The following is a 23,056-nucleotide window of genomic DNA, read 5'->3' as shown; positions in this document are numbered from 1 at the left end:
AAATAATATTCTTTCATAAAATTCCTTTATTTTCCTTTATCCTTAAACTTCAAAAGTGCCTTAAATCCAGTATTCTCAATACTTTCCCTTATTCCTTATCCCTGTAAATAAAACTACTTTATTTTATTTTTACAACAACTAATTATGGCCTAAATTCTTTCAAAATTTTTTCCTATTTCCTTACCCCTTTTTCCTCAATCCTAACTATATGCACCTCAAACAAACTTCTTTCCCTTTTCAAATAAAGTCCTTTTATAGACAGCCCTCAAACCCTTGCGAATACTGGCTTGTTATTCTCTTCCAATTATCCGTTTATTTACTCCATTTTTGTTTTTCACAATTTAAAGTAGTTGCATTTTTGATTTTTCAATGGAAAAAATGAAAATAAAGTAGTTGCAAAATTGAGGATTTATAGAGAGTTAAGGAAGAAGGTTTAAGGAGAATTCTTTCCATTTCTTCTCTCCATTTTTACTTCCATTCAATCTCTCAATCCATTGATTTTACTGAATTTAAACCTTATCCCTTATTCCTTTTCACCTTAAAATTCCTAATAAAAAAACATGGCCTACAGGGTATTTCCTTATCCCTAATAAACCATGTTTCCTAAAAGTACTTTATTTACTCCTTCTCAAACATTTGAAAAATGAAAGGAGTTTATTTGATGTAGACAACTACATTTTTACTCTATATTTCTCTTCGGCCTTCTAGGGCCTTGGTGAGTGTTACTTCATCGGCATACTCCAAGTCTCCGCCCATAGGAATGCCGTGAGCTATGCGTGTAACCTTTACGCCTAAAGGCTTCAACAACTTGGCCAGGTACATGGCAGTAGCTTCGCCTTCCACATTTGGATTTGTGGCCAGGATTATTTCTTTAACTTCCGGCGTTATTCTTGCCAGCAGCTCTTTAATCTTAATATCATCGGGCCCTATACCTTCAAGAGGAGATATGGCTCCATGAAGTACATGGTAAAGCCCTTTATAATCCCGAGTCTTCTCTATAGCAACTACATCTTTTGGGTCTTCCACAACCATAATCACATTCTTGTCTCGATAGGGAGCCTCACAAATGCTGCAGGGATCTACATCGGTAAGATTGCCGCAAATAGAGCAATAGGTTATGGATTCTTTAGCCTGTAAAATAGCCTCGGCCAGACTTGATACGCGTTCTTCGGGCATTTTTAAGATGTAAAAGGCCAATCGCTGTGCTGTTTTTGGCCCTATTCCTGGCAGTCGAGAAAGTTCTTCAATGAGTCGCTCTAGTGGTTTTGCATAATAAGCCATTTAGGTCTCAGCTACCTTAAAAAAGCCCTGGCATATTGAGGCCGCCGGTGAGTTTACTCATTTCACTAGCTACCATGTCTTCAGCTTTCTGCAGCGCTTCATTAGCCGCTGCCATTATTAAATCCTGCAACATTTCTACGTCATCTGGGTTTACTACTTCCGGGTCGATTTCAATGCCTACAAGCTGTTTTTTTCCGCTGGCTATTACTTTGACCACTCCACCACCGGCAGTAGCTTCCACAGTTCTTTCTTTTAGCTCCTCTTGAAGTTTCATCATATCCTGCTGCATTTTTTGGACTTGCTTCATCAGTTTATTCATATTTCCCATGTTTCTCATTAATTCCGCCTCCTTAATTATTATTCAATCTATAAATGTAACATTATCTTTGCCAAAAATCTCAATAACTCTTTTACCAAATTCCTCATCGGATAATTCACTATTCTCTATAGGCTCACCTGTCTGTTGGACCTTTGGCTCCTCCTGAGAAGCGCTTTCCTCTATTACAAACCCTTTAATAATTATGTCCACATTGGAAACCTGTTTAATAATCTCTTCTATTGTATGCTTTTCTGCCAGTATTATTTCTTCATAAACTGCATCGCCGTGATTTATCAGGTATAGTTTTCTCTCCTCAACTTTGGCCGGAACTATTTTCCCAGCTTTAAGTGTCGAAAGAAGGGTCATCTTACCTTGACTGCTCAGTCTCTCTAACACCTTGGGCCAATCTTCTCGCAATAAGCCAATGACATCACCATCTGCATTAGTTTTCTCTGCTTTGTCCTTTGGCGATTCGACCTGCTCTTGTCCCACATCTTTAGTGTCGATTAGTGTCATATCTTGACTTTTTACAGGTTTAGGCGCTAAAGAGTTTACGTTTGGTGTTACAACAACATCCTGTTTAATTTGATTTATATTTTCCAGTTGCCTTTGTAAAGCTGCCACCTGATTTTCCAGGTGCTGTATTCTGGAAATGTAACCTTCTTCTTTTTCCCACAAACCTAAAAGTGTCAGTTTAACCAAAGCAGCTTCTACCACTATTCTGGGCTGCGATGACCACTTTACATCATTTGCAGCATCTTTTAAGATATCTATGATCGACAGCAGCTTCTCTTTGGTATATCCTTGTGCAATCTGCTGAAGTTTTGCATAATCTTCATCTATAACATCAATAAGCTTTCTATCAGCATTAATAGAGACCATCAATAAATTCCTGAAATGTTCCAGCAAATCATCCAGAAATCTAAACAAATCCTTGCCCTGTTTCACAATATGGTCTAGTATTTCAAGTACTGCGGCACTCTCACATTGCAAAACCGCTTTAGAAATACGGTAAAAAACCTCATGGCTTACAGCACCTAACAATGTCAGAACCTGTTCATAGCTTAGTTTTTTCTCACTATATGCAATTGCCTTGTCAAGCAAACTCAAAGCATCCCTCACTGACCCCTGGGAACTTTGAGCTATTTGAACTAATGCCTTATCCTCAGCTTCAATACCTGAATCCGTCAGTATTTTCTTGAGTCTCGCAACGATTTCAGCGGTGCTAATCCGAGTAAAATCAAATCTCATGCACCTTGATAGAATTGTTTGGGGCAATTTGTTAGGTTCAGTGGTAGCTAAAATAAATACCACATAGGCCGGAGGTTCCTCAAGGGTCTTTAAAAGGGCATTAAATGCTTCGGTAGTAAGCATGTGCACTTCATCTATAATATAAATTTTATATCGGCCCTCTGACGGAGCAAAATTTACCTTTTCCCTTAGGTAACGAATATCTTCAATACCTCTGTTTGATGCAGCATCCATTTCAATTACATCTATCATGCTGCCACTGGATATTGCTCTGCAGGATGCACATGAATTGCAGGGACTTGCAGTAGGGCCTTTTTCACAGTTGAGGGCTTTTGCAAAAACTCTAGCAGTGCTGGTCTTGCCCGTTCCCCTCATACCGCAAAACAGATAAGCGTGCCCGATTTTCCCACTGGTCAATTGATTTTTTAATGTGGTCACAATGGCATCTTGCCCTACAATATCATCAAAACTCTGGGGACGGTATTTTCGATAAAGGGCCACATAAGACATAATAACCTCTCCTAAAATATGTAAAATGACACTTTGGATTTTAAAAAGCCGCCGATCTTGTCGGCGGCTAAAATTTATGCCGTGCACCCTCCGTCGATCTTTCCCTCCGAGCGTTACAATGACAGTTAGCTCCGACCAGGCTCCCCTGCGGCACATGGAATTACTTCCTTACCGCTGCTTCCTCCCGGACCTGACGGGGTTCGAAAGGTTCCATTGCGCAGGACCCGGCCATCCTCACCACTTGTCAAAGCCGGACCCCACAGGGATAAGACCTCTAGAGGGAATTCGATCCCACTGTAGCGGATTGTGGGTTCAGGGCACCGCTACCTCCCCATCTAGCACGGCAAACTTATAAACATTTAAAGTTAAGTGTCTATAATATTTTACTATATTTAATACCCTAAATCAAGGAGCAAAATGCCATACAGAATGTGCATGTTTTGGGTTATTTAGAACAATTTAACTCAGGCAATGCTCCTGATTAATTTTTATACTAGAAACACGAAAGACCACTTTATAGTGGTCTTTCTTATATATATTATATAAAATTTTATTTTCTAAATGGCGGAGAGAGAGGGATTCGAACCCTCGAACCGCGTTTTAACACGGTTACGCGATTTCCAGTCGCGCGCCTTCGACCAGCTCAGCCATCTCTCCGTAAATGCTATTATATTTTTAAATACCGACATCCGGCTTGTATTTAAATGGCGGAGAGAGTGAGATTCGAACTCACGGGACGGGGTTGCCGCCCACTCGCTTTCGAGGCGAGCGCCTTCAACCTCTCGGCCATCTCTCCACATTAGCAGTCTAAAGGCCAGACTACTCGGATGCCCGGTATCGTTTGCTCTTAAAAAACTTTTTTAATATGTCACCACACTCGTCAGCCAGCACACCTTCCACAATTTCTGGTCGGTGATTAAATCTTTTATCAGCTGGGAGGTTTACTATGCTTCCACATGCGCCGCCTTTAGGGTCTTTTGCGCCAAACACTACTCTATCAACTCTTGAGAGTATAATAGCTCCGGCGCACATGGGACAAGGCTCTAGCGTCACATATAAAGAGCAACCAATTAACCTCCAAGTGCCCAATACCTCGCAGGCTTTTCTGATTGCCAAAAGCTCTGCATGAGCTGTTGCGTCCTGTAGCGTTTCCCTAAGGTTGTGTGCTTTAGCTATGATTTGGTTGTCTTTGACAATCACTGCCCCAATAGGTACCTCATCTATATCTGCTGCCTTTTGAGCTTCTTGGAGGGCAAACCTCATGAAAAACAAGTCATCTCTTTGGTTATTGAGTGTGGGCATTCTTACTTACAACCCTTATAAAATTTTCCAAGTGTCTATGGTGCGCCCGGGAGGACTCGAACCCCCGGCACGCGGTTTAGGAAACCGCTGCTCTGTCCTGCTGAGCTACGGGCGCAAAACAAAAATGGTGCGCCTGGCAGGAATCGAACCCACAGCCTTCTGATCCGTAGTCAGACGCTCTATCCAATTGAGCTACAGGCGCATGTAAGTGGCGGAGAGAGAGGGATTCGAACCCTCGATACGGATTTTAGTCCGTATAGTCGCTTAGCAGGCGACCGCCTTCGACCTACTCGGCCATCTCTCCATATCGGTTGTCAGTTTTTATGGCGGAGGGGGTGGGATTCGAACCCACGGCTCTTTCGAGACACTGATTTTCAAGACCAGCTCCTTAAACCACTCGGACACCCCTCCGAATGACTCGTTAAAAGTATAGCACAAAATTTATTCCTTTGTCAACAGCACCGAAATCGCAAAAATATAGATGAGCCAGAGTTTCGTTCGCACAAACTAAAGCCGCGGTTAAAACGCGGCTTTTTGCAGGTCATATATCAACGCCTAATGCGCTTTTTACTATTAGGCCCACTACAAAGGAAAGGGCTGCAACGCTTAAGCTAATTATTGCCATCTCAAGGAACCGGCGCTTAAAGGGCAAATCCTTTGCGACTGCTATGTAATAATTAAATGCGGCGATAATTGCTACAACAGTAATCAGCATTGTTACAAGTGCAAACATGTATCTTTGCGAAGGAAACAATAAATAGGGCAAAATCAGCATTACCACAGTTATAAGATAAGCGATACCCGTATAGAAGCTGGATTTTAGCGCGTCTTTGCTACCTTCGCTCTTTGCAGATAAAAATTCACTGGATGCCATTGAAAGGGTGGCAGAAATCCCGGTAATAAGCCCTGAAAGGGCTATAATGCGAGTGTTTTGAAGGGCAAGAGTTAGACCCGCAAGGGTTCCCGTAAGTTCTACCAGCGCGTCATTTAACCCCAATACCATTGAGCCTACATACTGGAGTCTCTCCTCTTCAAGCATGTTCATAAGTTCCTTCTCATGTTCTTCTTCCTCTATAACTATTTTCTCGGCTTCAGGCACTTCCCTAATCAGTTCTTCATAACTTTCCTGAGCTACAACTTCACTATTTTCCATTAATTTTATTGTAAATGTAAAACCAAGGAGGCTGGCCATCAGTTTTCGCCACCATACTTTGAAACCCTCTGGTTTTAAGCTGCGATTTGTATATTTTTTTAATATTTCATAGTGCTTTTTTTCTTGAGCTGCAATCTTTTCAAGGATGTTTCTGTTTTCTACATTTTTTATTTTTTCCGCTATAGCTTTATAAGTCGCATAATCTGTAATTTCATCCTGCTGCATAGCGATTAACTGTGCCATGACATTTGGCAAGATTTCATTATTATGCTGCTTATTCAATTTTCCACCTCCAGTTCATTCAGTATAATATCTCTAACTTCTAGTTATATTAACATACAGTTTTCGCCAGGGCAAACTTATTTTTTATCCTCCCTCATCATTATAAGCCATTTCCCCTGTAAATCCTCAGCTTTCCCTACTTGGCAAAATCCGTATTTCTCATATATTCTAACAGCCGCTATGTTGTCGGGTCTTACCTCCAGCTTTATTTTCTTTATCCCTAAAGCCTCTATATGGCTTATGCCCCTTTCCAGCAGCTTTTGACCTATCCCCTTGCCCTGATGTTCAGGATGAACAGCAATAGATAAAACTTGTGCCGAAGGTTCGGTGGTCATCTCAAATCGAAAATACAGCAGTTTATTTTTCACAATTTTATAGAGGGTAGAAAGTGTAAGACCATATTTGCCGGTTACCGCTGAAATTAAGGCGTTTTTGAGGAAGCCTGATGTGATAGCTTCTCGCCACAATCGTTTAATATCATCAGCCATTATAATATATCCGCACACCTTGTCATTTTCAACTGCTACAAAGAAACCTTGTCCAAAAACCCGGTGAAGTAAACCAAACACATCCCTTATAGCAGCTTTAACCTGCTCAGTAACCGGCGTGAAAAATGTTATGCTGTTTTCAAAAGCGGAACAAAATATTTCCACTATCGTATCATTGTGCTGGGATTGGGCCAAGGTAATCTTCAAGGGAGTATTCCTCCGTTTCCATAAGTTCAGAAATAAATATCATCTGATCAACAGTCAAGAATTCATACCCCTCGTCCCTTAGCTTGTCTATAATCTCAGGTAGAGCCTTTACAGTGGAGTTTCTGTTGCCTCCCCTAAAAGTTAACAAATCGCCACTGTCGTGAAGCAAAATAATGGAACCCGGTTTAACCCTGTTTATCACATTGGCTACGATCTTTTTTGGGGCCAGTTCAGCCCAATCCTCTGTAGATACGTCCCAAAGCACCAGGGTGTAGCGCTCTTCCTTCAGCAGCTTTCGGGCATAACCGGAATATACTCCTCTGGGCGGGCGAAACAGCGTTGGTCTGATTCCGGTAGCTTCTTCTATAGCAGCTTCAGCATTTTTTATTTCTTTATACGTATTTTTTGCCGACAGCGGTATTAGGCTTTTATGGGAATAAGTGTGATTTCCAATTGAGTGGCCTTCCGCCACTATCCTCTTGGCAATTTCCGGATAAGCCTCTGCATTTTTACCTATAAGGAAAAATGTAGCCGGAACATTTTTCTCTTTTAATATATCTAGGATTTTTGGAGTATATAGCGGATCCGGACCGTCATCAAAGGTCAAAGCCACATATTTAATCTGCTCCGGTCCGTGACGAATAATATCTGTCTGTGCTCCAAAACCTCTATAAACATATTTGTTAAAGTAAAGTAGTATCAAAAACCCAAGTACTCCTATCCCTACCGCCATATCGTAAAGCACCGCAGATTTTATTCTCTTTGAAAGAAATAGCGGCCAAAACTGAATTACGAGGTTTGCAAAAATTATTAAAGATATTATTATATAACTGTCACTGCTAAATATTTTAAAAGCCATAACCGGAATCATCAACGAAGATACAAATACCGCTTGATCATAGTTTCCGGTAATCTTTTTTATTACAAAAAACATCAAGGCAAGTGCCATGCCAAAAACCGGTGACATAAAGAAAACAATTCCTAGGGAAACTATTTCACCGGTATACCCATTATTCTTAGAGAATGCCGGCCTGCTCTGAGCTGCCAAGACTCCAACCGAAGCCATTAGGTAAGACAAGCCCGAATGAACATAAAAACCCGAAACTAAAGGCACCAATAAGCCCTTTGCAAACTCAATGGTATATTTTCTGCAACCATTTTTTAATGTAAATATGCTGCCTAAAATATAAGATGATATTGCGATAATCACAAATTGGTACATAGCAGACCCCCACAATCCTAATATATCATATTTCAGTGGGGTTTGAAATGATTATATAAATTTGATAAGATACAGAAAATAATTAGTATTAGGTGATAGTTAATGGTAGTGGGGATTTTGACGGTAGAGCTTTCATTAGGGGATATCTTTTCTCTAAAGGAAAAAAGGCAGATAATAAAGAGCGTCATAGACCGAATAAAAAATCGATACAATGTTTCTATAGCAGAAGTGGACAAACAGGATTTAAAGCGCCAAGCGACCATAGGAATCGCCTGTGTATCAAACAGCAGTAAGCTGGTGGACAGGCAGCTGGATTTAATTCTGGACTTTTTGGAATCCGATGGAAGGTTTGCAATAGAAGATATTTATAAGGAAATTTTATAAACAAAAATAGAGCAGGTTTTTAATCTTCCCCGCTCATTTGAAATCCTGGTATTGCCAGCTTCTTTTCTATTATGTCTACAACCTTTGCAATAATAGACAGAACGATAATGTAGATGACGCCTACCCAAAAAAGGGTTTCTAAAGGTTTAAAGGTCTGACTTATGATCATCTTGCCTCTGGCCATAAGCTCCGGCACTGCAATAAGAAAAGCCACTGAAGTGTATTTTACCATGTATATGACTTCATTAGACCATGGCGGTATTACAAGTCTCAATGCTTGAGGCAAAATAATATTTAAAATCGCCTGCTGTTTTGTCATGCCGAGGGCCTGGGCTGCAAGGCCTTGACCTTCATCAATAGATAAAATGGCGCCTCTGAAATATTCGGCCTGATATGCACTGCTGTTTATTCCTAAAGCTATAATAGCTGCAGGCACCCTGTCCAGAAGTATCCCTAAGTCGGGAAGGCCGTAATAAATCAAAAAAAGCTGCACAATCATGGGCGTGCCTCTGATTAACTCAATATATCCAACGGCAAAAGCCTTGACAATGCCCTTTCCATAAGTTCTCATCAAAGCCATGGGCAGGCCTATCACAAGGCCCAAAAGCAATGCTCCTACTGAAAGCTCTAAGGACACAACCAAACCTTTGAAAAGTTCCGGCCATATGGAAATAAAATATTGTATGTGATCTATCATTTACAAGACCTCCCGGTCTTTGGCAACGCTATTTAACCTGGTTATTTTGCTGATGAATTCGCGAGTCCGCTCTTTTTCGGGATTGTTAAAAATCTTTTCAGGACTACCCATTTCTGCAACTACCCCATTTTCCAAAAACACGATGCGGTCGGCAGCTTCTCTGGCAAATCCCATTTCGTGGCTTACTACAACCATGGTCATGCCCGCATTAGCTAAATCTTTCATAACTTCCAAAACTTCTCCGATAAGTTCGGGGTCAAGGGCAGAAGTAGGTTCATCAAAGAGCATAATCTTCGGGTCCATTGCCAGAGCTCTCGCGATAGCTACACGCTGTTTTTGTCCTCCGGAAAGTTCAGCAGGATAATTTGCGGCCTTATCTGCAAGGCCCACTCTTGCCAGTTCTTTTCTAGCAAGCTCGTAAGCCTTTTGCTTATCCATTTTCTTTACTTTAATCGGGCCGATTGCCACATTCTGCAGTGCTGTCAAGTGGTTAAAAAGATTAAAATCCTGGAAAACCATTCCTATCTGCTGGCGGATGTAATTTAAATTTGTTTTGCCGGGCTCGATTTTCTGCTCTTCTAAATAAACATCACCGGAATCTGGCTCTGTCAGTCGATTGATGCAGCGAAGGAGGGTGCTCTTGCCGGTTCCGCTGGGGCCGATTATAACCACAACTTCACCTTCATACACCGTCAGCGACAAACCTTTAAGCACCTCTGTGCCTTTAAATTTTTTGTGTATATTTTCAACGCGTAAAATAGGTTTCGCCATAGAAATTTCACCTTTCCAAGCCCGGAATTTTTACTTTTGATTCAACCCGAGCCATACTCTTAGTAAAGACATAAGTCAGCAATAAATATATAAGGCCAACTACTATATATGTGATTAGGGGCTGAGACGTACGTGCGCTTACGTATTCACCGCGGCGCATTAATTCAGTAACGCCCAAGGCGTAAGCTAAAGAAGAATCCTTTAACACTATTGTGGCTTCATTAGCCCAATATGGAATGGCTCTTCTTAAAGCTTGAGGCAATATGACGTAAAAAATGCCTTGGTACTTGCTCATTCCTAACGCCAAGGCTGCCTCCATCTGGCCTTTACTTATTGATTGGATGGCACCGCGAAAAATCTCCGATTGATATGCAGCAGAGTGAATCGCCAGAGCCAAAATTATAGCCCAGAAAGCCGGTATGTCTATTATTTCAGATCCCAGAAAATACAGCATAAATAAAATAACAAGCAGTGGCAAACTTCTGACGAGGCGGCTATAAATCACGGCAAACTGACGAAACGCACCACTGCCATAAACCCTTATTATTGCCAATACGAGCCCCAGCAAAGTTCCCAGTAAAAGGGCCAATATGGTTATTTCAAGGGTTATCCCTACCCCTTCAAAGAGGTAGGGAATACTGGCTAATACTTTATTTGCACTTATATTTAAACCCATTTCGCTTCATCCCATAATACAAGCTTTTGTCCGAGGCCTTTCTTAAGAGCCTCTTTATAAATATGATCACCAATTATTATATCCAAGCAGCCCATACCTCGGGAGCTAAACATAGTAGTCTCTTCATCGTTTTCCCGACCGGGTTTATTTCCGCATACAACTTGGTTTAAAGTCCAGATATCTTTTTCATCTAAATCGCCGCTGTCAACCATCTGTTTTATAATGGAAAGGTCATTTTTCTTCATCTGCTCCCAGCTGTCCACGACGATTTTGTCAGCCTTTTTGACTACACCCGCTTCAACTTCACACGCGCTCATTTGTATAATCATTGCCCCGTCTTTTATCCACTCGGCTTTCACAAAAGGCTTCTTAGCAGTTGTCATGGTTGCAACTACGTCGGCATCAGTTAAAGCCTCTTCTAAATTATTTGTTGGGATTACATTTATTATACCTTCAAACTCTGCTGCGAGTTTCTCCGCTTTTTCAAGGTTTAAATCACATAACCTAATCTCTTCTAAGCTGGGAAGTACCTCTTTTAATGCCATAATCATGGTCCGACCGATGACTCCTGCTCCTACGCAGCCTGCTACCTTGGCACCCTTCGGTGCAAGATATTTGGCAGCAACTCCTGCCGCAGCAGCAGTCCTCATTGCGGTGATTACCATGCCGTCCATAATGGCTACCGGCTGCACCGTGACAGGGTCACTTAAAATTATCAGATCAATTCCCATGGGCAAATTTCCGGTCTTGGCATTAGTCATGGACTCAGCCGCCCACTTTATTCCAGGCCTGTTCACATCGCCCCCTATATATACCGGCATTGAGAAGAAATGGGAGCTTGGGTTTTGGCCTATGGGAATTCCAAAAACGGTCTTTGGAGGATTTATAATCTCTCCCTGGCTTTCCAAGTAGAAGGCCTTCTCAACCATTTCCAATACTTTTGCCATATTCAATATTCCAGCTTCAATTACATCTTCCTGCTTCAAAAATAAGATCTCTGTTTTCATTAAAAAACCCCCAAATTATTGCTGCTTAAGCCATTTTTCTTCTAGCTGCTGTATAGTACCGTCAGCCATCATATCATCGATGATTTTATTGAGCTTCTCTATCATTTCTGTAGAACCTTTTCTCAGAACAATTCCAGGATTTTCGTCATTTTCCAGAACTGTCTCCACTGCTACTTCTAAGCCTAACTCTTTTGCCTTTTCATATGCCACTGGCAAGTCTACTACAAAAGCGCTAAGTCTGCCGTTTTTCACATCAAGAGCGCCCGCATTGGCATCAGTATAGTATTTAACCTGGGATTCCTTTACTGCTCCTTTTTCAATCTGATTCTTGGCCCAAGTAGCCATGGTGGTGCCGGTTTGAACACCAAATTCGTATGTTAAAACATCATCAAGTTCTTTAACATCCACGTCGCTGTCTGGATTTACTACAATCCCATGTTTTGTCTTATAGTAAGGTTTTGTAAAGTCAGCCTCTTTAAGTCTCTCCTCATCCGGGCTCATACAAGCGATAATAGCGTCTATTTTGCCCTGCTTGAGCGATGCTATGAGGCTTTCAAATTCCAAAGCTTTAATTTCAACTTCAACTCCCAGACGCTTGCCCACTTCCCTAATAAGGTCCATGTCAAAGCCTGCATAATTACCTTGATCATCTACAAATTCAAAGGGCGGATAGTCAGGTGATGTTCCTACAACCCATACCTGCTTTTCACCTTCTTGCTGTTCATTGCCACTTGAGCTGTTTTGAGTTGGCTGCTGGCTTTTTCCGCAACCTGCAGCAATACCTAATATTAAAGTTAGACATAATACGCAAATTAGGATTTTCCCCACACTTTTCATCTTTATCCTCCTCAGTCCTCAAATATTCATTTAATCGTTTTATAATTATACACCTTTACGTATAATTATTCAATACCTAATTTAAATATACGCAATTTTAAAACTTATGTTTTTTAACATGATTAAATGGGACCTTCATAGTCCCAAGACAAAACATGTATTTGTACAATTGCCTGTGGTGGGTCGAAATTTGATTCTTCATCAATTTCTACATATACATCAGCTTTTACACTTATTAAAACTTCAGCCTCGTTTATCTTTCCGGTAGATGCAATTGTTACAATATTAGTTCCCGGCTCTTGCGATACCTTAATTTTATACTGACCTTCGCCTAACCTTTCCCAACCGGTTTCCCCTCTATAGTCAGGATTTTCTTTTAAAATGGAAAGACCCTTTTGAATGCCGCCTTCAGCCAAGTAGCAGGCAGCCGTATAATCCCTTGCATAGGATACCATCAGATACTCACTAGTTGACATATTTAAAATTGCTGTGCCAAGCAACAAAGCAATTGTCGTTACAAATATGACAATTACCAGCGAAATGCCCTTATTATCGCCCACAACAGCCTCCATTTGTTTTGTATCATTTCAACTTTAATGCGGCTGACTCTTTAAGAATCAGCCGCTTGTTGTTCTCTTACTTCCAATTTATCTTAATGCGCCCTGAAGAGCTGCACTCAAATGTGGCCTCAGTCTTTCCTTTGCTGTTTTCCACATGGCCGTATATAGCAAAGTCATCCAATTCATCGTAAGCATATTCGATAATATCATACAGCCAGTCATCAGCGGCGACTGTATCCCTAACATCTTCCCATTCATCACCATACCTGGAAGTATCAACTATTATGGTTATATAAACCTCATCATCATAGTCGTACTCATCTACTTCTATATCAGCCTTTAATTTGCCAAAGTCTTTATGGTATGTAGAAAGTCCTGACCCAAAGTAGTAATTTAAATCATCTTCCAGCTCATCATAATCGTTGTCATAATCATAATCATAAAATCTTGCCTTTATTTTGCCTTTGGACTCTTCAAATTCCACTAAATCTTCTTTTTCATCGGTATCATATATGGTGCCCTCAAATCCTGCATCAGGAAACTCATCTTCAATGAAGTCATATATATCCTCGAGCCAATCTACAATTTTGGATTCAGTTAATTTGTTCCACTCAGATTTAAAGTCGCTTCTGTCAAACTTTATAGTAAGAATGAAGTCACCTTTGGATTCTTTTACATTAAAATCAAATTCAATATCTCTCCACTCTGAATACTCGTCATAAAGATAGTCCTCAATGTATTCCTCGGCATCATCTTTTTTGGATTTATTTTCCTTTATTTGGTTTTCTAACTCCTCTATGGTCTTTTGCAATTCAATAACTTTGCCTTGTAACAAGGAATTTTGATACGTTAGTTGCTGTATCTGCGCGTCCTTTGCCGCTAATTGCTGAGATAATTCAGATGGTGATTTATCATTAATTATTACCATATTTTGATTGTTGTCCCATTCTACTACCTTATCCAAGGCCTCACTAACGAGCCTTATTGGAACATAAGTGCGCTCATTATAAATAAACGGCTCGGTATCTCCTACATTGATTATTTTTCCATTCACCTTAATTTTAATATTTTTATAGTATGCCTTAATGTCTTTAGCTGCTGAAGCGCCAAAGGCAAATGTTGAAATTAAAAAGACCGCAACTAATACGACAGCTGAAAATACCAAAACTTTTTTTTTCATTGGAAAACCTCCAAAAATTTTTGTTTCTTTTCTTAATAATAACTGCAAATACCTGGAAATGTCAATCCTTGCTTTTATTGTAAACAAATGTGACTTTAAGATGATTTTGTGATAGTATTGAAATTGTGATATTTGTAATTTTGTCGGAGGTGCCAACTTTGAAGCCCAATTTATTTGAACAGGAATATCGCATTCATTACTATGAAGTTGACTATAAAAAAAGAGCCCTTGTAACCAGTTTGATGAATTATTTTGATGATGTAGCAACTTGTCAAAGTGAAAACCTGGGAGTAGGAATAGATTTTCTTCAAAAGCGAAATTTAGCCTGGATGCTATATAAATGGGATATAAATATATACAAGTACCCGGTATTTGGCGAAAAGGTAAAAGTTAGGACTGCTCCCCATTCCTTTTACAAGTTTTATGCCTACCGCTGGTTTGAAATTTTAAGCCTAAAGGGTGAAAAACTGGTAAGTGCCAATTCTCAGTGGCTTTTTGTAAACACTGCGAAAAAACACCCTATGAAAATCCCACGGGAGATGTACGAAATATATAAAGTTGGCTCTGACAATTCTTTAGAGATTGAAGATATAGCACCGCCTGCTTCTGTTGACACAGAAAAAATATTTAACGTAAGATACAGCGATATTGATACCAACATGCACGTAAACAATGTAAAATATGCCGCATGGGCCATTGAGGCAATCCCCCTTGACATTATATTAAAATACACTTTGAAAAACCTTAAAGTAATTTACAAAAAAGAAACCACTTACAACAAAACCATAAAAGCCTTAACTCAAATCTTAAAACAAGATAATGAAATAACATGTCGGCACAGCATAGTAGATGAAGATGAAAAGGAGCTTTGTCTTTTGAAAAGTCGATGGGTCGAAAATTGTTAAATAATATTCCCGCCATCATTGCTTTAATTATAGCGGGAGTAAATGGCGAAAATTAATAATAATTCAGTTAAGCACAATTACATAGCCTTATTTTGATCCCAATCCTATGGATGTTTTTTTATTGCTTGATCAGCAAAAGGTATGAATATAGATATTATGGCAGATAAAGCCAATAGCCATTGATACCACAAGAGGGGTATTACCTGTATAGGGGACACAGCGCCGTTAGTAAAACTCCCTACCATTAGCATCTGAGCTCCGTAAGGTATGGCCCCCTGCATAACGCACGAGAAAATGTCAAGAAGTGATGCAGACCTTCGAGGGTCAACTTTATATTCTTGTGATATTTCCCTAGCTATCGGACCGTTTATAATAATTGACACCGTATTATTGGCTATGGCTTATGTTTATTGTTATGTTCATCTCGATGTGTGTCGTTTTTGCTGTGTGGTTCATCTAAATCATCTTCGTCATATTCTTCATATTCGTCTTCAATGGGCTTTTTACCATGAGCAATACGATCTTGGTTTATCTCATGAAGTAAATCACGCTTTATAAAGCTAAAGTCAATACTTTCTTCAATTGCGCGTAATGGGTGATCTCTTGGAACCAGTTCTTCGATTGATATGAGTTCCATCTGTTTACTGTTGTCCGGTCTTTTTTTGCCAGCATGGTTTGAAGTCGAACTAATTTGCGATAATTCTTGTTATGGGTTATAATACTAAAAAAGAGTTCTATGTATCATCACATAGAACTTTAATTTTTATAAAAGGAGTGGTTCGTTATCTTTTTTTCAAAAAGTCTAAAGTTGAGCTTCGTAGTGATAGCTATCGGTGTTATTTTCCTTATAACTGCTTGCTCATCGCGAAATGATACATCTGAAACCAGTGATGTATTAGTTTTCGCTGATGCCGGTTGGGACAGTATAAGAATTCACAACTCTATAGCAGGCTTTATACTTGAAAATGGATATGGTTATAAAACTGATGTGATAACAGGTTCATCATCTATAACCTTACAAGGGCTGATTCAGGGAGACATCGATATTTATATGGAAGCCTGGACCGACAATTTTAAAGAAGTATATGATACTGGTATCAAAAGCGGTGACATCTTAGAACTATCCGTAAACTTTGACGACAATGCTCAAGGGCTTTACGTGCCAACATATGTGATAAAAGGAGATGCCGAAAGAGGGCTTGACCCAATTGCTCCTGATTTAAAGTCAGTTAAAGATTTGCCTAAATATTGGGAAATATTCAAGGATCCCGATAATCCCAATCAGGGAAGAATTTATGGTTCTCCTCCTAACTGGTTTGCTGATGAAGTGCTTCGCACCAAGTTTGAAACATACGGCCTAGATGAACATTATGATTACTTTAATCCTGGCTCTGATACGGCATTGAGCACTTCAATAGTATCGGCCGTTCAAAGAGGTGAGCCTTGGGTAGGATACTATTGGGAACCCACATGGATTATGGGTAAATATGATATGACTTTGCTTGAGGATGAGCCATATGATGAGGCCAAATGGGAAGATGGATATGCTTGCGAATTCCCGGGTGTTAAAGTCACTGTAGCCGTAAATAAAGACCTTGCTGAAAAAGCTCCAGAAGTAGTGGAATTTTTAAAGAACTATGAAACAAGCTCGGAGCTTACTAACAAAATGTTGGCTTACATGCAGGAGAACGATGCAGACGCTGACGAAGCTGCAAAATGGTTTTTACAAGAATATGATGATTTGTGGACACAGTGGCTGCCAGAAGACATTGCAAGCAAAGTTAAAGAAGCACTCTAGTTGAAGTGAGGTTTATAAAAATGAATAGTTTTCCTGAATTAATAAAATTTGATCCAGGAATGTATATAGAAGCACTGGTCGATTGGCTTATATTAAACTTTCAAGGATTTTTCGATGCTCTGACAGATGTTATAAAATGGATTGTATTTAACATACAAGATGGTTTGTCGTTTATACCGTGGTTCTTGTTCATTTTGCTGATTTTCTTACTGGGTTGGAAGTTGAAAAGTTTCAAATCAGGCCTTGGATATGCCATGATGATTATGTTAATAGGCTTGATAGGTCTTTGGGAGGATATGATTTTCACCTTGGCCATTGTAATAACATCAGTAATACTGAGCATAATCATTGGAATACCTATAGGTATATATTCGGCATATAATCAAAAGCTGGAGGCCCTTTTGAAGCCGCTGCTTGACGGCATGCAGACAATGCCAAGCTTTGTCTACCTGATTCCTGCCATGATTTTCTTTGGTTTAGGGACTGTGCCTGCAGTATTTGCAACTATAGTTTATTCTACTCCACCCTGTATAAGATTAACTAGTTTGGCTATAAAACGGGTGCCTAAAGAAATGAGAGAAGCCGCTTATGCCTTTGGCTCATCTAGATGGCAGGCGCTAGTAAAGGTTGAGCTGCCTCAAGCAATGCCCACTATTATGGCAGGTATAAACCAGACAACGATGTTGGCAATGTCTATGGTGGTCACTTCTTCGATGATTGGGGCAAAAGGTCTTGGTGAAAATGTCATAATTGCCATAAACAGAACTGATATTGCCATGGGCTTTAACTCAGGCATTAGTATAGTCTTTCTTGCCATTATTATCGACAGGCTTACTCAAATGATTTCCAAAAAATATGAACATGTATAAAATCCTTGGGAGAGAATTGCATAATGTCAAAAAAAATAGAAGTTAAAAACTTATATAAAATATTTGGTTCAAAGCCAAAACTTGCTCTTAAAAGATTAAAAGAGGGCTGGACAAAAGAAAAAATATTAAAAACAACAGGTCAAACTGTCGGTGTAAACAACGCTTCATTTACAGTTGACGAAGGTGAGTTCTTTGTAATAATGGGGCTTTCCGGCAGCGGAAAATCCACACTTATTAGATGTCTTAATCTTTTAAACAGGCCAACTGCAGGTGAAATTTTAATAGATGGTGAAGATATAGTTAAGTACGACAGGCAACAACTACGGGAATTTAGGCAAAACAAAGTTGCCATGGTATTTCAAAACTTTGGTCTGTTTACACATAGAACAGTCCTTGGCAATGTGGAATATGGCCTTGAAATACGGAATATCAATAAAGACAAAAGACGGCAAATCGCCCTTGAAGCTCTAGAAAGTGTAGGGCTTAAAGGCTGGGAAGATAAAATGCCCACTGAGCTCAGTGGTGGAATGCAGCAAAGGGTGGGCCTTGCCCGAGCCCTCGCTAATAACCCGGATATACTGCTTATGGATGAACCTTTTAGCGCCTTAGACCCGCTTATCCGCCGAGATATGCAGATTGAGCTTTTGGAAATTCAATCGAAACTAAAAAAGACCATAATTTTTATTACCCATGACATAAATGAAGCATTTAAACTGGGCGATAGAGTGGCAGTTATGAAAGATGGGAAAATTGTACAACAGGGAACCCCTGAAGAAATACTAAATAACCCCTCAAATGAATATATAGAGGAATTTGTCAAAAGTATTGATAGAACAAAGGTAATTCAGGCTAAAAATATCATGAGAAAACCCAATGCCTTAGTATCCATAAAAGACGGTGTAAGGGTCGCTATCAAAGAAATGCAGGCAAGCAACATATCAAGTGTGTTTGTAGTTGGAAGAAATATGGAATTAGAAGGTATTGTGACTATAGATGATTGTGTAGATGCAGTTAAAAACAAGCAATCATCTCTGAAAGAATTATTGCGGCACGATTTCTACAAAACTTCACCAGATGAGTACATTGAAAACCTTCTTGAAAATGCTGTAAAATCAAAATATCCCATAGTTGTAGTAGATGATGAAAACAAGCTTTTAGGCATAATCGTGCGCACTTCCATACTTTCAGGACTCTTGCCTATTAATTCAACTAATGATACACCTGCATAAGGAAACAAAAAGCACCTGGGTTAATGTAGGTCCAGGTGCTTTTTTTGTTAAGTTTGAGATGGAGTAAGACCGAACTTCAGGAGCTTCCAAATTTCATCAGCAGCTATATCCAGACTGTCTGATTTATCACTTTGCTCGTTTTCAATAATAAATTTAGTTAAAATAGCTTCAATGCTTCCAAAAAGCACTACAGATAAAATTTCGGCATTACACTTTCTTATTAGTGATTTGTCTATACCATCTTGTATAATCTTACTGATATAAATAGGAAGTTGTTCAAAATTTCTTATATTGCTCATTTTATCTTGCTTATTGAAGCTGCGCTCTTTTAAGATCACTTTTGCCAAGTTTGGATTTTGTTTGAGCTCAGAAAAATGAAAGGCCATAATTTCCCGGATTTTGTCCAAGGGATCTTTATTCTCCTTACTAAGTTCACTGAGAAATTCAACCCGCTTTTCATATTCAACCTGAAATATATAATCTAATATGCTCTCTTTATTTTCAAAGTAATTATACACAGTGCCAACTGCTACTTTCGCTTTAGCTGCAATCTTTTCTATTGTTGCATCGTGAAATCCGTTTTCTGCTATAACATCTATGGCTGCCTGTCTTAACAATTCCTTTTTTATTTTTACCACCTCACTTATTGCATATGTAAGTTTAGATTTACATTAACTCTTTTCCGACCCAATTGTCAAGTTCCGCCTTTGCTATATTGTAATCTAGCACTGCTGAAGAATAAGCAAGCTCTGCCTGGTATAATTTTTCTTGGGCAGCCAGCACATCAATAATCGTAGCTACTTGAGATTTTGCCATTAATTCTGTAATTCGATAAGACTCTTGTGCCGTTTCTTTGAATTTTGTAGCAGCTTCAAGCTTTTTGGCTGCTTCTTCAACTTTAAGATATGCTGCTCTTACAGCAAGCTTCACTGATTCTTCCGCTTCTATTACCGCTAAATTTGCCTTTTCTAAATCAATTTTAGCTTTTTGGTAGATATATGTGTTACTTGTATAGTAACTTGAGGCAAGGTCAAAACTTTCTTTTGCAACATCTCTCATCGCACGCACGCTTATAACTTCAGGTCTTACAGTTAAGGCTTCTTTGACCATTTCTTCAACATCGCCTAGGATCTCCGGTTTATAAGCAAACTGTGTCGTGAGCTCTATGGGAGCAGTGAGTTCACGCCCCATTATTTTATTAAGATTCATTTGGGCAAGCTGCAACCTTTTTTCTGCAGAATAAAGGTTCGTATACGAGTTTGATAGATTTGCCTGTGCCATCAATACGGCATCTTGGGCTGATATTCCTTGTTCAAAGCTCAATTGAGCATTTTTAAGCTGGGTTTTTGACCTTTCTAATTGGATTTTTGCATTCTTTAAATTGTCCTGAGCCAGTAGCACATTGAAATATAATTTTGTTACTTCTATGCTTAAATTTCGCTTTTCTAGTTCTAAATTTTTCTTTAATATTAATTCTTCTGCTTTTTTAAGTTTAGGCAATACATCCTTGGCTTGGTATCCTTCGAAACTAAAAGCATTAAAATCCATTTGTTCAAGCTTAACTGAACCTGCGCCAGGCAATGCTCTGTAATATTTCATCATATCCTGTGCCTCTTCTATTTTATCGGCTTTTGACTTAGCTTCCTTTCTCTCTATAATTGCTTTATTGTAATTCTCATTTAATATTTTTAAACTAATATTGTCCCTTAAGGCTTTTTCGATGCTTTCTTGTAGAGTAAATTGGATATTGTTATCTTCTACTATAGATTCCTGCGCTAAGACGGCTTTTGCATAAGTAATAAATACAAACAGTGTCACTAACAACATACCCAACAACTTTTTTTGTAATCTCACATAAATTCCTCCTTAACCGATGCGTTTTTGGAACTTTCCTGCTGCCAACACCAAAACTCCTACGCCAAATACCACCAGTATCATAAATTCTGGCCATAAGTACTCGATGCCTACACCTTTAAGTATGATACCCCTTAGGACTTTAAGAAAATATGTCAGCGGTATAAAGTTGCTCAGCATATAAATAACTTTCGGCATGGCATCTCTGGGAAACATAAAACCTGAAAGAAGTATATTGGGCATTATCAAAAACATTGAAAGCTGCATTGCTTGTAACTGTGTATTAGATATAGTAGATATAAAGAGCCCCACCCCTAATGCACCTAAAAGGAACATTATGGAAAAAGCAAATAGAAGCAGTATATTTCCAGTAATCGGAACCTTAAACCACAATGTACCTATAGCCACCGCCAATATGAGGTCTACAAAGCCAATAATTATGTAAGGTACTATTTTTCCTATCATTAGTTCCATTTTCTTAATAGGTGTCACAATAAGCTGTTCAAGCGTTCCCCGCTCCCTTTCCCTAACCAAAGCAAAAGATGTGAGCATAAGTGTAATATTTTGAAGAATTATACCTATTAACCCTGGGATGTTAAAATAAACACTGTCCATATCGGGATTGTACCAAACCCTTGGCCTAATATCTAAAACCCCTGACAGCTTTCGCCCCTGAGTGAGGGTTTGAATCTTTTGTGATACTATTTCAGTTGAATATACCTGAGTAATAGAACCAGCACTAGACAGTATAACTTGTGCCGTAGTTGGATCTGTGCCGTCAACAACCAATTGAATCTGAGCTGTCTTGCCTCTTGCTATATTTTCCGAATAGTCCGGAGGGATAATTATACCGGCCTTTACAGCGCCCTTATCTACAAGTTTCTGAACATCATCTATACTTTTAACATAATAATCTAAATCAAAGTACTGGGAGTTAGAAAAACTTGATAAAAGCTTGCGGCTTTGTGAACCTATATCTAAGTTTAATACTGCTGTGGGAACATGGTCCACATTGTTTGAAACCGCATAACCAAAAAGCAAAAGCTGCATTATCGGCATCATCAGTATAAGAGCAATTGTCCTAGGATCACGCCTTATTTGTATAAACTCTTTGTTGATTATAGCAATAATCCTTCTAAAATTAAGTTTCAACCAAAACACCTCCAGTGTAGCTACATCATTTCTCTAATGAACTGTTTTCTACTTTCATTTTCTACTAAGAATACAAACACATCTTCCAATGACGGATTTACATGCTTAATATTAGCCACTTTGACCCCACCGCTTTTTAGTATATCAGCGAGAGTTACAAGATAGCGTTTCGCATCATCCACTACTATATGCAAACCTTGCCCGTAGACAGCAGCATCCTTTACAAAATCGACTGTTTTCAATAGTTCTAGAGATTCCATTAATTTATCGCATTTAATTTCGATTATTTGGCCTTTCATCTGATTCTTTTTTAGGTTTTCAGGAGTATCCACAGCCAAGAGATTACCGTAGTGTATAAACCCTATAGTATTACAATGCTCGGCTTCATCCATGTAATGGGTTGTGACCATAACCGTTACACCATTTTCCGACAGCCGGTATATAAGGTCCCAAAACTGGCGCCTAGCTACCGGGTCTACACCACCTGTTGGTTCATCAAGAAAAACCAGCTTGGGATTATGAATTATAGCACACCCCAGCGCCAACCTCTGCTTCCACCCGCCAGACAAAGTAGCAGTTATGGAATTTTCACGACCTACTAAATCCGCCATTTCTAAAATTTCCCTCTTCCTCTGCTGTAAAACGTCCTTTGGTACTAAATATACCCCGGCATAAAAATCCAGATTCTCCTCAACGGTAAGCTCATCGTAAAGACTAAATTTCTGAGACATATAACCTATGTTTAATCTTATTTGCTCTGGATTTTTGACAATGTCAAAATCAAGCACTCGACCTAAACCGGAAGTGGGGGTCAAGAGACCTATCAACATTCTGATAACCGTCGTTTTTCCCGAACCGTTTGGACCTAAAAAAACGAATATTTCGCCTTTTTTTACATTAAAGCTCACGTTATTTACAGCCGTGAAATTGCCAAATTTTTTTGTAAGGTTTTCTATTTCAATGGCGTATTCCAATTCGCTCACCACCCTCAAACCTTTTTTTATCCTTGACAATTGTTACAAATATATCTTCTAATGAAGGTTCAATTCTACCGATTTCCAGTATATTTACGTTATTTTCCCTTAAATTTTTGGCTAATTTCTCCTCGTATAATATAAAATT

General features: G+C 39.2%; 24 protein-coding genes, 6 tRNA genes, 1 other RNA gene and 1 pseudogene. 5 read left to right on the top strand and 27 right to left on the bottom strand.

All coding sequences use genetic code 11. The features are described from left to right. Positions 1-684 precede the first annotated feature (684 nt). The 14 genes from recR to JT739_RS06495 all read right to left on the bottom strand — a co-directional run bounded on the left by recR (position 685) and on the right by JT739_RS06495 (position 8,015). Positions 685-1,281: a recombination mediator RecR gene (gene recR / locus JT739_RS06560; RefSeq protein WP_237660307.1), complete on the bottom strand. Its 597-nt coding sequence runs from the start codon at positions 1,279-1,281 to the stop codon at positions 685-687. Positions 1,282-1,297: 16 nt separating this feature from the next. Further along, on the bottom strand, positions 1,298-1,618 hold the full coding sequence (locus tag JT739_RS06555; protein WP_237660306.1) for a YbaB/EbfC family nucleoid-associated protein: 321 nt from the start codon (positions 1,616-1,618) through the stop codon (positions 1,298-1,300). 24 nt (positions 1,619-1,642) lie between these two features. Then, positions 1,643-3,361, bottom strand: a complete 1,719-nt coding sequence (gene dnaX / locus JT739_RS06550; protein WP_237660305.1) for a DNA polymerase III subunit gamma/tau — start codon at positions 3,359-3,361, stop codon at positions 1,643-1,645. Positions 3,362-3,440: 79 nt separating this feature from the next. Beyond that, positions 3,441-3,705: signal recognition particle sRNA large type (gene ffs, locus JT739_RS06545), an RNA gene on the bottom strand. A 218-nt stretch (positions 3,706-3,923) separates the two neighbouring features. Further along, positions 3,924-4,018: transfer RNA gene (locus JT739_RS06540), tRNA-Ser, on the bottom strand. A 48-nt stretch (positions 4,019-4,066) separates the two neighbouring features. Next, positions 4,067-4,157 (bottom strand) — tRNA-Ser (locus JT739_RS06535). 23 nt (positions 4,158-4,180) lie between these two features. Next, positions 4,181-4,663, bottom strand: a complete 483-nt coding sequence (gene tadA, locus JT739_RS06530) for a tRNA adenosine(34) deaminase TadA (RefSeq protein WP_255688471.1) — start codon at positions 4,661-4,663, stop codon at positions 4,181-4,183. Positions 4,664-4,701: 38 nt separating this feature from the next. Further along, positions 4,702-4,778, bottom strand: a tRNA-Arg gene (locus JT739_RS06525). 10 nt (positions 4,779-4,788) lie between these two features. Beyond that, a tRNA-Arg gene (locus tag JT739_RS06520) sits at positions 4,789-4,865 on the bottom strand. Between the two features lie 7 nt (positions 4,866-4,872). Further along, positions 4,873-4,967, bottom strand: a tRNA-Ser gene (locus JT739_RS06515). 20 nt (positions 4,968-4,987) lie between these two features. Next, positions 4,988-5,074: transfer RNA gene (locus JT739_RS06510), tRNA-Ser, on the bottom strand. Positions 5,075-5,204: 130 nt separating this feature from the next. Beyond that, positions 5,205-6,059 (bottom strand): VIT1/CCC1 transporter family protein, encoded by an 855-nt coding sequence (locus JT739_RS06505; protein WP_370642593.1) that lies wholly within the window; start codon positions 6,057-6,059, stop codon positions 5,205-5,207. 116 nt (positions 6,060-6,175) lie between these two features. Continuing rightward, complete coding sequence (locus JT739_RS06500) at positions 6,176-6,793, bottom strand: N-acetyltransferase (protein ID WP_237660302.1); 618 nt, start codon at positions 6,791-6,793, stop codon at positions 6,176-6,178. Next, positions 6,759-8,015, bottom strand: a complete 1,257-nt coding sequence (locus tag JT739_RS06495; protein WP_237660301.1) for a polysaccharide deacetylase family protein — start codon at positions 8,013-8,015, stop codon at positions 6,759-6,761. The genes JT739_RS06500 and JT739_RS06495 overlap by 35 nt, the downstream gene beginning before the upstream one ends. 102 nt (positions 8,016-8,117) lie before the next feature. On the opposite strand from JT739_RS06495, the gene JT739_RS06490 reads away from it, so the two are divergent. After that, a complete protein-coding gene (locus tag JT739_RS06490) occupies positions 8,118-8,399 on the top strand; it encodes a DUF503 domain-containing protein (protein ID WP_237660300.1) in 282 nt (93 codons plus the stop codon). Between the two features lie 19 nt (positions 8,400-8,418). Here the strand turns inward: JT739_RS06490 and JT739_RS06485 are convergent, their stop codons facing one another. The 7 genes from JT739_RS06485 to JT739_RS06455 form a co-directional block, all read right to left on the bottom strand. Further along, positions 8,419-9,096 (bottom strand): amino acid ABC transporter permease, encoded by a 678-nt coding sequence (locus JT739_RS06485; RefSeq protein WP_237660299.1) that lies wholly within the window; start codon positions 9,094-9,096, stop codon positions 8,419-8,421. Continuing rightward, positions 9,097-9,867: an amino acid ABC transporter ATP-binding protein gene (locus tag JT739_RS06480; protein ID WP_237660298.1), complete on the bottom strand. Its 771-nt coding sequence runs from the start codon at positions 9,865-9,867 to the stop codon at positions 9,097-9,099. A gap of 7 nt (positions 9,868-9,874) precedes the next feature. Continuing rightward, a complete protein-coding gene (locus JT739_RS06475; protein WP_237660297.1) occupies positions 9,875-10,543 on the bottom strand; it encodes an amino acid ABC transporter permease in 669 nt (222 codons plus the stop codon). Further along, positions 10,534-11,550 (bottom strand): ornithine cyclodeaminase family protein, encoded by a 1,017-nt coding sequence (locus tag JT739_RS06470; RefSeq protein WP_237660296.1) that lies wholly within the window; start codon positions 11,548-11,550, stop codon positions 10,534-10,536. Before JT739_RS06470 ends, JT739_RS06475 begins: the two co-directional genes overlap by 10 nt. Before the next feature lie 15 nt (positions 11,551-11,565). Further along, positions 11,566-12,387 carry a transporter substrate-binding domain-containing protein gene (locus tag JT739_RS06465; protein ID WP_237660295.1) on the bottom strand — a complete coding sequence of 274 codons (822 nt, stop codon included), beginning with the start codon at positions 12,385-12,387 and terminating at the stop codon, positions 11,566-11,568. 122 nt (positions 12,388-12,509) lie between these two features. Continuing rightward, positions 12,510-12,947, bottom strand: a complete 438-nt coding sequence (locus JT739_RS06460) for a pilus assembly PilX N-terminal domain-containing protein (RefSeq protein ID WP_237660294.1) — start codon at positions 12,945-12,947, stop codon at positions 12,510-12,512. Positions 12,948-13,023: 76 nt separating this feature from the next. After that, complete coding sequence (locus JT739_RS06455; protein ID WP_237660293.1) at positions 13,024-14,127, bottom strand: stalk domain-containing protein; 1,104 nt, start codon at positions 14,125-14,127, stop codon at positions 13,024-13,026. 158 nt (positions 14,128-14,285) lie between these two features. Here JT739_RS06455 and JT739_RS06450 point away from each other — a divergent pair, with 158 nt between their 5' ends. Further along, positions 14,286-15,032 (top strand): acyl-[acyl-carrier-protein] thioesterase, encoded by a 747-nt coding sequence (locus JT739_RS06450; protein WP_237660292.1) that lies wholly within the window; start codon positions 14,286-14,288, stop codon positions 15,030-15,032. A 104-nt stretch (positions 15,033-15,136) separates the two neighbouring features. Here JT739_RS06450 and JT739_RS12910 read toward each other — a convergent pair. Both JT739_RS12910 and JT739_RS06445 read right to left on the bottom strand, forming a co-directional pair. Further along, positions 15,137-15,433: pseudogene (locus JT739_RS12910) on the bottom strand (Na+/H+ antiporter NhaC family protein); the annotation flags it as partial. Continuing rightward, positions 15,427-15,669: a hypothetical protein gene (locus JT739_RS06445; RefSeq protein ID WP_237660291.1), complete on the bottom strand. Its 243-nt coding sequence runs from the start codon at positions 15,667-15,669 to the stop codon at positions 15,427-15,429. The pseudogene JT739_RS12910 and the gene JT739_RS06445, both read right to left, overlap by 7 nt. A gap of 171 nt (positions 15,670-15,840) precedes the next feature. Here JT739_RS06445 and JT739_RS06440 point away from each other — a divergent pair, with 171 nt between their 5' ends. From JT739_RS06440 to JT739_RS06430, 3 genes are read left to right on the top strand one after another with little or no spacing between them, the layout of a single operon-like run. Next, entirely contained in the window at positions 15,841-16,830 is a 990-nt protein-coding gene (locus JT739_RS06440; protein ID WP_237660290.1) for an ABC transporter substrate-binding protein, read from the top strand. Between the two features lie 20 nt (positions 16,831-16,850). Further along, on the top strand, positions 16,851-17,699 hold the full coding sequence (locus tag JT739_RS06435; RefSeq protein ID WP_237660289.1) for a proline/glycine betaine ABC transporter permease: 849 nt from the start codon (positions 16,851-16,853) through the stop codon (positions 17,697-17,699). 23 nt (positions 17,700-17,722) lie between these two features. After that, entirely contained in the window at positions 17,723-18,928 is a 1,206-nt protein-coding gene (locus tag JT739_RS06430) for a glycine betaine/L-proline ABC transporter ATP-binding protein (protein WP_237660288.1), read from the top strand. A 47-nt stretch (positions 18,929-18,975) separates the two neighbouring features. On the opposite strand, the gene JT739_RS06425 is transcribed toward JT739_RS06430, so the two are convergent. Genes JT739_RS06425 through JT739_RS06410 form a run of 4 tightly spaced genes read right to left on the bottom strand, consistent with a single transcriptional unit; the run spans position 18,976 to position 22,917 of the window. Then, complete coding sequence (locus tag JT739_RS06425) at positions 18,976-19,566, bottom strand: TetR/AcrR family transcriptional regulator (RefSeq protein WP_237660287.1); 591 nt, start codon at positions 19,564-19,566, stop codon at positions 18,976-18,978. Positions 19,567-19,594: 28 nt separating this feature from the next. After that, positions 19,595-20,782 (bottom strand): TolC family protein, encoded by a 1,188-nt coding sequence (locus JT739_RS06420; protein WP_237660286.1) that lies wholly within the window; start codon positions 20,780-20,782, stop codon positions 19,595-19,597. Positions 20,783-20,794: 12 nt separating this feature from the next. Further along, entirely contained in the window at positions 20,795-21,934 is a 1,140-nt protein-coding gene (locus JT739_RS06415; RefSeq protein WP_237660285.1) for an ABC transporter permease, read from the bottom strand. 20 nt (positions 21,935-21,954) lie between these two features. Further along, positions 21,955-22,917, bottom strand: a complete 963-nt coding sequence (locus JT739_RS06410; RefSeq protein ID WP_370642591.1) for an ATP-binding cassette domain-containing protein — start codon at positions 22,915-22,917, stop codon at positions 21,955-21,957. Between the last annotated feature and the right edge of the window lie 139 nt (positions 22,918-23,056).

The sequence above is a fragment of the Tepidanaerobacter sp. GT38 genome (genome assembly GCF_021991635.1).
GTDB lineage: Bacteria > Bacillota > Thermosediminibacteria > Thermosediminibacterales > Tepidanaerobacteraceae > DTU063.
The sequence above is the reverse complement of the archived record's forward strand: the minus strand, read 5'-3'. Positions and strand labels throughout refer to the sequence as shown.

Excerpts from the sequence above, each read along its gene's own strand:
- dnaX (WP_237660305.1), bottom strand. The coding sequence starts at position 3,361 with ATGTCTTATGTGGCCCTTTATCGAAAATACCGTCCCCAGAGTTTTGAT.
- JT739_RS06505 (WP_370642593.1), bottom strand. The coding sequence starts at position 6,059 with ATGGCACAGTTAATCGCTATGCAGCAGGATGAAATTACAGATTATGCG.
- JT739_RS06465 (WP_237660295.1), bottom strand. The coding sequence starts at position 12,387 with ATGAAAAGTGTGGGGAAAATCCTAATTTGCGTATTATGTCTAACTTTA.
- JT739_RS06470 (WP_237660296.1), bottom strand. The coding sequence starts at position 11,550 with ATGAAAACAGAGATCTTATTTTTGAAGCAGGAAGATGTAATTGAAGCT.
- JT739_RS06490 (WP_237660300.1), top strand. The coding sequence starts at position 8,118 with ATGGTAGTGGGGATTTTGACGGTAGAGCTTTCATTAGGGGATATCTTT.
- JT739_RS06555 (WP_237660306.1), bottom strand. The coding sequence starts at position 1,618 with ATGAGAAACATGGGAAATATGAATAAACTGATGAAGCAAGTCCAAAAA.
- JT739_RS06455 (WP_237660293.1), bottom strand. The coding sequence starts at position 14,127 with ATGAAAAAAAAAGTTTTGGTATTTTCAGCTGTCGTATTAGTTGCGGTC.
- JT739_RS06475 (WP_237660297.1), bottom strand. The coding sequence starts at position 10,543 with ATGGGTTTAAATATAAGTGCAAATAAAGTATTAGCCAGTATTCCCTAC.
- JT739_RS06445 (WP_237660291.1), bottom strand. The coding sequence starts at position 15,669 with ATGGAACTCATATCAATCGAAGAACTGGTTCCAAGAGATCACCCATTA.
- JT739_RS06495 (WP_237660301.1), bottom strand. The coding sequence starts at position 8,015 with ATGTACCAATTTGTGATTATCGCAATATCATCTTATATTTTAGGCAGC.
- JT739_RS06485 (WP_237660299.1), bottom strand. The coding sequence starts at position 9,096 with ATGATAGATCACATACAATATTTTATTTCCATATGGCCGGAACTTTTC.
- JT739_RS06480 (WP_237660298.1), bottom strand. The coding sequence starts at position 9,867 with ATGGCGAAACCTATTTTACGCGTTGAAAATATACACAAAAAATTTAAA.
- JT739_RS06430 (WP_237660288.1), top strand. The coding sequence starts at position 17,723 with ATGTCAAAAAAAATAGAAGTTAAAAACTTATATAAAATATTTGGTTCA.
- JT739_RS06435 (WP_237660289.1), top strand. The coding sequence starts at position 16,851 with ATGAATAGTTTTCCTGAATTAATAAAATTTGATCCAGGAATGTATATA.
- recR (WP_237660307.1), bottom strand. The coding sequence starts at position 1,281 with ATGGCTTATTATGCAAAACCACTAGAGCGACTCATTGAAGAACTTTCT.
- tadA (WP_255688471.1), bottom strand. The coding sequence starts at position 4,663 with ATGCCCACACTCAATAACCAAAGAGATGACTTGTTTTTCATGAGGTTT.